The 7,150-nt window shown below is 60.5% G+C and carries 8 protein-coding genes and 1 pseudogene; 4 read left to right on the top strand and 5 right to left on the bottom strand.

The window, feature by feature from the left end; all coding sequences use genetic code 11:
- From ENZ74_RS15795 to gatB, 3 genes and pseudogenes are all read right to left on the bottom strand, one after another.
- Positions 1-267 (bottom strand): annotated as a pseudogene (locus ENZ74_RS15795) (AIM24 family protein); the annotation flags it as partial.
- 161 nt (positions 268-428) lie between these two features.
- Positions 429-923 carry a GNAT family N-acetyltransferase gene (locus tag ENZ74_RS15790; protein WP_063168096.1) on the bottom strand — a complete coding sequence of 165 codons (495 nt, stop codon included), beginning with the start codon at positions 921-923 and terminating at the stop codon, positions 429-431.
- Between the two features lie 4 nt (positions 924-927).
- A complete protein-coding gene (gene gatB / locus ENZ74_RS15785; protein WP_063168097.1) occupies positions 928-2,427 on the bottom strand; it encodes an Asp-tRNA(Asn)/Glu-tRNA(Gln) amidotransferase subunit GatB in 1,500 nt (499 codons plus the stop codon).
- A gap of 354 nt (positions 2,428-2,781) precedes the next feature.
- Here gatB and ENZ74_RS15775 point away from each other — a divergent pair, with 354 nt between their 5' ends.
- Entirely contained in the window at positions 2,782-3,084 is a 303-nt protein-coding gene (locus ENZ74_RS15775; protein ID WP_082826465.1) for a YjhX family toxin, read from the top strand.
- A gap of 47 nt (positions 3,085-3,131) precedes the next feature.
- On the opposite strand, the gene ENZ74_RS15770 is transcribed toward ENZ74_RS15775, so the two are convergent.
- Together ENZ74_RS15770 and ENZ74_RS15765 are read right to left on the bottom strand one after the other, a co-directional pair.
- Positions 3,132-3,563, bottom strand: a complete 432-nt coding sequence (locus ENZ74_RS15770; RefSeq protein ID WP_013531344.1) for a CBS domain-containing protein — start codon at positions 3,561-3,563, stop codon at positions 3,132-3,134.
- A gap of 87 nt (positions 3,564-3,650) precedes the next feature.
- Positions 3,651-4,409, bottom strand: a complete 759-nt coding sequence (locus tag ENZ74_RS15765) for a rhomboid family intramembrane serine protease (protein WP_013531343.1) — start codon at positions 4,407-4,409, stop codon at positions 3,651-3,653.
- Between the two features lie 388 nt (positions 4,410-4,797).
- Between ENZ74_RS15765 and ENZ74_RS15760 the strand changes: the two genes are divergently transcribed.
- The 3 genes from ENZ74_RS15760 to ENZ74_RS15750 all read left to right on the top strand — a co-directional run bounded on the left by ENZ74_RS15760 (position 4,798) and on the right by ENZ74_RS15750 (position 7,106).
- Entirely contained in the window at positions 4,798-5,430 is a 633-nt protein-coding gene (locus tag ENZ74_RS15760) for a PAS domain-containing protein (protein WP_024503876.1), read from the top strand.
- A 183-nt stretch (positions 5,431-5,613) separates the two neighbouring features.
- Positions 5,614-6,231, top strand: a complete 618-nt coding sequence (locus ENZ74_RS15755; RefSeq protein ID WP_013531341.1) for a PilZ domain-containing protein — start codon at positions 5,614-5,616, stop codon at positions 6,229-6,231.
- A 266-nt stretch (positions 6,232-6,497) separates the two neighbouring features.
- The gene (locus ENZ74_RS15750; RefSeq protein WP_063168098.1) at positions 6,498-7,106 is read left to right on the top strand and encodes a transglutaminase-like cysteine peptidase; all 609 of its coding nucleotides are present in this window, start codon (positions 6,498-6,500) and stop codon (positions 7,104-7,106) included.
- Positions 7,107-7,150: the final 44 nt, after the last annotated feature.

The following is a 7,150-nucleotide window of genomic DNA, read 5'->3' as shown; positions in this document are numbered from 1 at the left end:
GCTGAAGGCAACGATGCCCGCCCCCGACGCCTCGGTGACGAAGATCTGCATGCCGGCCATCATCCGCTTCAGCGCGCCCTTCAGCGATTTCAGGCCGATGGTGATGGTGGAATTCTTCCACAAAAGGATGTGGTGCTCGAAATAGACCGGCATGCGCGTGACATCGACCGAAAGCACCGGCACCAGCTCGCCCGCTATATGATAGGTGACGCCGCCAAAGGTCTCGTCCGACACCTGTGTCGGCATCAGTTCCGGCAAGCTTGGCATGACGATTCCCCAAGCTGCCTCGCATGCCACCGGTCAAACACCGATCATGGCTGGGGTCAGCGGCCACAGCTTTGCGCTCGATATTTGCGCCGTCAAATGAAAGCCGTGTGCTCGAGGGTCCACTCGCAACAACGTGATGCAATCGCGCGATCATCGAGCGCTCAGGCGGTCAGCATCCGCTCAAGAATCAACGCAGCAATACCGGACTGCGCCGGCCCATAATTGTCGGCCCGGCCAATCTCGGCAAAGCCGTTGGCCAGATAGAAGGCGACCGCACGCCTGTTCTGCTCCACGACCTCGATGCGTAGAGAGCGGGCTTCCGGAAAATTCTCGATCACCTCATCGAGCAACATCCCGCCGATGCCCCGGCCTTGCAGGTCGGGTGCGACATGGAGCTGTTGCAGGTCGACCACGGTGCCGCCTTCGACGCTTTCGGCATAGGCGACGCCGCCGATGCGCTTGCCGTCGTCGGCGACCAGGAATTCGGCATTCGGCCGCTCAAGGCTAGCTCTCAATTTCGCCGGCGAACACCAATCCTCGATGACCCGGTCGATCCGATCAGGGCCATAGACCGCGTCATAGGTCGTGTGCCAGGTTTCGACCAGCAGCGCCCGGATGGCCGTCAGATCACGTTCACCTGCGGTGCGGACAAACACCGCGCTACTCGATGCCCAGCTTGGTCTTGACGAGGTCGTTGACCGCTTGTGGATTGGCCTTGCCGCCGGTCACCTTCATCACCTGGCCAACGAACCAACCGGCCATGCTCGGCTTGGCGCGCGCCTGTTCGACCTTGTCGGGGTTGGCTGCAATCACCTCGTCTACGGCCTTCTCGATGGCGCCGGTGTCGGTGACCTGCTTCATGCCACGGCTCTCGACCAGCTGGCGCGGATCGCCGCCCTCATTCCAGACGATCTCGAACAGGTCCTTGGCGATCTTGCCGGAAATGGTGCCGTCCTTGATCAGATCGATGACCGCGCCAAGCTGCTCGGGGGAAACCGGAGCGTTTTCAATGTCTTTTCCGGCCTTGTTCAATTGCCCGAGCAGATCGTTGATGACCCAGTTGGCGGCGAGCTTGCCGTCGCGGCCGGCGGCCACCTTCTCGAAATAGTCGGCGATCGGCTTTTCCGAAACCAGGATCGAGGCGTCATAGACCGACAGGCCGAGCGACGCGATCAGCCGCGCCTTCTTGTCGTCTGGCAGTTCCGGCAATTCCTTGGCCAGCGCATCGACATAGGCCTGGTCGAATTCCAGCGGCAAGAGGTCCGGATCGGGGAAGTAGCGGTAATCATGCGCCTCTTCCTTGGAGCGCATCGAACGCGTCTCGCCCTTGACGGCGTCGAACAGCCGCGTCTCCTGGTCGATCTTGCCGCCATCCTCGAGAATGGCGATCTGCCGGCGCGCCTCGTAGTCGATGGCCTGGCCGATGAAGCGGATCGAGTTGACGTTCTTGATCTCGCAGCGCGTGCCGAACTCGCCGCCCGGCTTGCGCACCGAAACGTTGACGTCGGCGCGCATCGAACCTTCGTCCATGTTGCCGTCGCAGGTGCCGAGATAGCGCACGATGGTGCGCAGCTTGGTGACATAAGCCTTGGCTTCGTCGGCCGAGCGCATGTCGGGCTTGGAGACGATCTCCATCAGCGCCACGCCGGAGCGGTTGAGGTCGACATAGGACATGGTCACATGCTGGTCGTGCATCGACTTTCCGGCATCCTGCTCCAGATGCAGCCGCTCGATGCCGACTTCGATGTCCTCGAATTCGCCCTGACGATCGGGGCCAACGGAAACGATCACCGTGCCCTCGCCGACGATCGGCTGCTTGAACTGCGAGATCTGGTAGCCCTGCGGCAGGTCTGGATAGAAGTAGTTCTTCCGATCGAAGACCGACTTGTGGTTGATCTGCGCTTTCAGCCCAAGGCCGGTGCGGATCGCCTGCTTGACGCATTCCTCGTTGATGACCGGCAGCATGCCGGGCATCGCCGCATCGACCAGGCTGACATTGGCGTTGGGCGCCGCGCCGAAAGCGGTCGAGGCGCCGGAAAACAGCTTTGCTTCCGATGTAATCTGGGCATGGACCTCGAGGCCGATGATGATCTCCCAGTCGCCGGTGGCACCGGAAACAAGGCGCTTGGCGTCGGGCGTGCGGGTGTCGATGAGGGACATGGTGGCCTGCGTATTGGAACTGCGGATAATGCGTTTCGCACACTTTGGTGTGCAACTTCGCTAGTGCAAACCGCCAAAAGAGACAAGCGCCCAAAAAACACAAGCGCAAAGCCGCGGACTGGCCTTTTCAGCTGCGTTCGCCTATGGGAGGTCCATTCCAATGGAGAGTGGATGTCCACTTACGCTCAGTCCCGGTAAGGCCCTGACCTCCTGGCGAGGCAGGGCAGAAAACCTGAAACCCCGTGCCGCGAAGCTTCGCGGCGGCGGCATTTTTTGTTTTCCCGGAAAACTCTCACATGGATATTTCGCGCAGCGCATGACCCCGAAAATCGGTATCGATTTTCGGAAAGGATCATGCGCCAAATCATAAGTGCCACAGCGTCCTTTGCGCGTGCAAGAGGACGCGCGGCGCTGTGGAAACAGCGCATCCTGCACCTGCTCGCGCAGGGCGGACGCATTGAAATCGAAAAGAACGAGAAGAAACGGATCGCCTCCGTCAAATGCCTGACCCGCGACGGCTGGCATTATCCGGGCGTCGATCTCGAGCTGTTTCGAAAACTGAAGCGGAAGAAGGCTGTTTCTTCGTCTGACGGTGGACCCTACCGCATCACCCGGCGCGGGCTCGCACTCGTCCGCTCCGAACTCGACAACAGGTAACCACGGCTCCGCCGGTCGGTTCTCCGGCCGGCGGTTCGCCTCACCGCTCAGGCGGTGGCGATGTAGGCTCTGATCTCGTCGGCCTCGCGCTCGACATCCTCGATGCGGCGCTTGACCACGTCGCCAATGGACACGATGCCATCGAGCATGCCGTCCTTTTCCACCGGCAGATGGCGGAAGCGGCCTCGGGTCATGATCTCCATCACCTCGTTGACGGTGTGGTTTTCGTTGCAGATCTTCACTTTCGGCGTCATCGCCGAACGCACGGGGATATCGAGCGCGGCTCCACCTTCGCGGGCGACAACCCGGACGATATCGCGCTCTGACAGGATGCCGACGATCTTGCGATCGCCATTGGTGATGACCAGCGCCCCGATCTTGTGCTCTGCCAGGATACGGATGGCTTCGCTAAGCTTTTCGTTCGGCCCGAGCGTCAACACGTCATGGCCTTTTCTCTCGAGAATTGCCTTAACCGTCATGGCGTCCTCCTCTGCTTTGCCTGCCGGTTCCTGCCCTGACCGGCCTTCACGTAAGAGTGAACATCGTGCGCCGTGATCGGTTGCATTTCAAGTGTGGTGGTCGGCCGTCTCCCATTCGGGCGCCTGCCATCGCCTGTCGAACCAGCGCAGGCCGAAGAAGCCGGCGACAAAGCCGCCAATATGGGCCTCCCAGGCGATCTGGCCGTCTACCCCCGGGGCAAAACCGAGCAGGCCGGTGGCGAGATTGATGACCATCCACATGGCAAGGAAAATCACGACACCGCGCAAGCGCAACACGAATGCGATCGGCAGCACCGGGCCGGCGAAGGCGGCCTTGCCGGCCGAACGATCGGTGCGGAAGCCAAAACGCGCCGCAGCCCCCATCATGCCTGATATCGCACCGGAAGCCCCGACCAGCGGCGCCTCACCGTAAGGATGCAGTGCCCAGAAAAGCGCGACCGAAGCCAGCCCGGTTGCGGCAAAGAACAGCGCGAACCACAGCGTTCCCAGACGGTTTGCCAATGGTGAGCCAAACGCGGCGAGCCACACCATGTTGATGGCGATATGGGCAAAGCCGCCATGCATGAACGCGTAGGTGAAGGGCCGCGAAAACAGGAACCAGTCGAAGCCGTATTGCCCGGTGTAGAGAACGGGGATGAAGGCCCCGTCATACAGCAATGTCATCTGCTGGGATTCGCTCAACACATATTGCTGCAACAGATAGACGACGACGCAGATGCCGATCACCGCCAGCACGACGGGCGGCAGGTTGAACACCGGCTCGCGCCGCGGCTCGGGCGCGCCCTCGACCGGGTCGGCTTCCGAGGGAATTACCGGTTCACTCATTTGAAATTGCACTCACTGCGGGATTCCAGGTTCGAGCATCTAGATTAACGCGGACCGAACAGCAAACCGCGAATCATCTGGCGCGAATCAAAAAAGAAGCCGTTCAAGGTTTCCCTTGAACGGCCGGTCGAGCCCCCTGCTCCCCTAAAACTCTGACTGAAGTGCTGCCGATCGTCGCGAAACGACCGCTTCTGGAGTGGTTTTTGTGTGCCACGGGGCTGGCTCAGACGCAACGTAAACCACTTGTTAACCTTAACGACCCCGACCCGTGAACAAGTGTTAACGACGCTGGCACGCTTCCTGCTCCGCAACGCATGTAGGTCCTCGGAGGGCGCCCTTCTGTTCACCGATGGGACATCAGACGACAGATTGCGCGGAGCAGCATAGCATGAACCAGAATGGATCGATCACGCTGTTCCAATATTGGAACCGCCTGCGTGATGGACGCCCCGCCCCGAAGCGTTCGGAGGTCGAACCGGCCGACATCAAGTCGCTGCTGGCCGACACCTTTATCCTGGAACGTGACACGCGCGGACAGGCCGTATTCCGGCTGGCCGGCACGAGGCTTTGCGCCTGCTACGGCCGCGAGCTCAAGGGGTTTTCCTTTCCATCGCTGTGGCGCGAGAAGGACCAGCGGCTCGTCTCGCGCCTGATCCATGGCGTGTTCGAGCAGAAATCGGTCGTGCTCATCAGCTATGAGGGCTTCAGCCGCAACGGGCGCTCCAATAAGTTCGAACTGCTTGCCCTGCCGCTGGACGGCGGCGTCGAAAATCCGCGCTGCCTGGGCGTCATCAGCGCCGTGGAGAAACCCTTCTGGCTGGGTGCCGATCCGATCACCGATGCGTTGATCGATTCAATCCGCGTCATAGATCCGGAGAAGGAGCTTCTGAACAATCGCCCGGCGATCGATGTTCCCTCGCTTGTTCCCGATGAACTTGGGGCACCCGAGACGATCTCGGCGCTCGGCCGGGTGCGTCGCATCCGTCATCTCGTCGTCTTCGATGGCGGGCGCGAGGAATAGTCCGCTGTTTTTTGAGACCTGATGCACGTCGCCCAAAACTGCGCGGCGGTTTTGGCACCACGGCCTGCAAAAAGGAAAACGCTGGAGCGCCCGCTTTTCCCCTTTGTTAACCCGCTTTGTTGTACTTCTGTGATGAAGTTCCTCGCATCGGCGCGCGGGATGCCAAACGGGGTGTAGGCAGTCATGAGGTCAGCGGCGGTCGACTATGCGCCGTCCCAAGCTGAAAGGCGAAACTTTCAGCGCGTCCGGGTTAAAATTTACGGACGCTTCATGCTGGAAGACCGCACCGAACATCCCTGCCAGGTCGTCGACATGTCACCGGGCAATGTCGCGTTTCGCACCGACCGCATCGGCATGCCCGGCGAAAAAATCATCGCCTACATCGATCATATCGGCCGCATCGAAGGCGTCGTCACACGCACCCTGCAGGACGGTTTCGCAATGACCGTCATTGCGTCGGATCGCAAGAAGGACAAGCTGGCCGCGCAATTGACCTGGCTGGCCAACAAGCATGAACTCGACCTGCCGGAAGATCGCCGCCACGAGCGCGTCGCACCGCGCAATCCGACAAGCGTGCTGCAGCTCACCGACGGCCGCCAGTACCAGTGCCGCATCATCGACCTTTCGCTCTCCGGCGCCGCTGTCGAAATCGACGTCAAACCGGCGATCGGCATCCAGGTCATGCTTGGCACCATGCGCGGGCAGGTCGTGCGTCATTTCGAGGACGGCGTCGCCATCGAATTCGCTGTGATCCAGCGTCCCGAAACGCTTGATTCCGAATTCAACACGCCACGCGCCTGAGCAGGCCCGACAGCAACATTCCAGGAACCGGCCCTTGCGGCCGGTTTTTTGTTTTCGACGCCATGGCATGCTTCGGCCGCTGTTGGAGGGGCCTGGAAGCCCTCCGCCCCCGTCGTGAGGGGCCCCAATATCCAAACGAATTAATACTCAAATGATTCAAATTTTACGTTTATTCTATTGGACTTTTACTCAATATCTACTTCGCGCTTTTGCGTCAAATAAATCCACATGTGGCAATGTCTCCTTCGAACGGGGAGACTACAACAATGAAGAAAACGAGGGGCAAGCTGTTGCTGGCGGCAATGGCGATGCAGCTTTCCGCTTGGGGATCAGCATATGCCGCGGGACCGGCCTATATGCACACCGGCGGACGCACCACCCAGCCTGTTGGTCACTATGAGTTCTGCCAGCGCATTCCCGGCGAATGCAGCGAACGGACCCGCAGGGGTGCGCCGGTCGAACTGACCCGCAAGCTGTGGGCGACGATCGTCAACATCAACAATTCGGTCAACACCCGCATCAAGCCGCGCACCGACATGGAAAACTACGGTGTCGAGGAATATTGGGCCTATCCGGCCAATGGCTATGGCGATTGCGAGGATTACGCGCTGGAAAAGCGCCGCGAGTTGATGGATGTGGGCGTCCCCGCCGGCAATCTGCTGATGACGGTGGCGCGCCAGCCGAATGGCGACGGCCACGCGGTGCTGACCGTGCGCACCAGCCTCGGAGAATTCATCCTCGACAATCTTGAGACCAAGGTCCTGTCCTGGACGGACACCGACTACACCTATCTCAAGCGCCAGTCGGACCAGAATTCCGGCGTTTGGGTGACGATCAATGACGGCCGCTCCGACGCGGTCGCCAGCGTCCGCTAAAACAGAGCTCAAGCGCGCCGCGTGAATGCGAGGCGCTTCAGGAG

Source organism: Mesorhizobium sp. M7A.F.Ca.CA.002.15.2.1 (assembly GCF_003998715.1).
In the GTDB taxonomy this organism is placed as follows: Bacteria; Pseudomonadota; Alphaproteobacteria; order Rhizobiales; family Rhizobiaceae; genus Mesorhizobium; species Mesorhizobium ciceri.
The sequence above is the reverse complement of the archived record's forward strand: the minus strand, read 5'-3'. Positions and strand labels throughout refer to the sequence as shown.

Excerpts from the sequence above, each read along its gene's own strand:
- gatB (WP_063168097.1), bottom strand. The coding sequence starts at position 2,427 with ATGTCCCTCATCGACACCCGCACGCCCGACGCCAAGCGCCTTGTTTCC.
- ENZ74_RS15775 (WP_082826465.1), top strand. The coding sequence starts at position 2,782 with ATGCGCCAAATCATAAGTGCCACAGCGTCCTTTGCGCGTGCAAGAGGA.
- ENZ74_RS15770 (WP_013531344.1), bottom strand. The coding sequence starts at position 3,563 with ATGACGGTTAAGGCAATTCTCGAGAGAAAAGGCCATGACGTGTTGACG.
- ENZ74_RS15765 (WP_013531343.1), bottom strand. The coding sequence starts at position 4,409 with ATGAGTGAACCGGTAATTCCCTCGGAAGCCGACCCGGTCGAGGGCGCG.
- ENZ74_RS15760 (WP_024503876.1), top strand. The coding sequence starts at position 4,798 with ATGAACCAGAATGGATCGATCACGCTGTTCCAATATTGGAACCGCCTG.
- ENZ74_RS15755 (WP_013531341.1), top strand. The coding sequence starts at position 5,614 with ATGAGGTCAGCGGCGGTCGACTATGCGCCGTCCCAAGCTGAAAGGCGA.
- ENZ74_RS15750 (WP_063168098.1), top strand. The coding sequence starts at position 6,498 with ATGAAGAAAACGAGGGGCAAGCTGTTGCTGGCGGCAATGGCGATGCAG.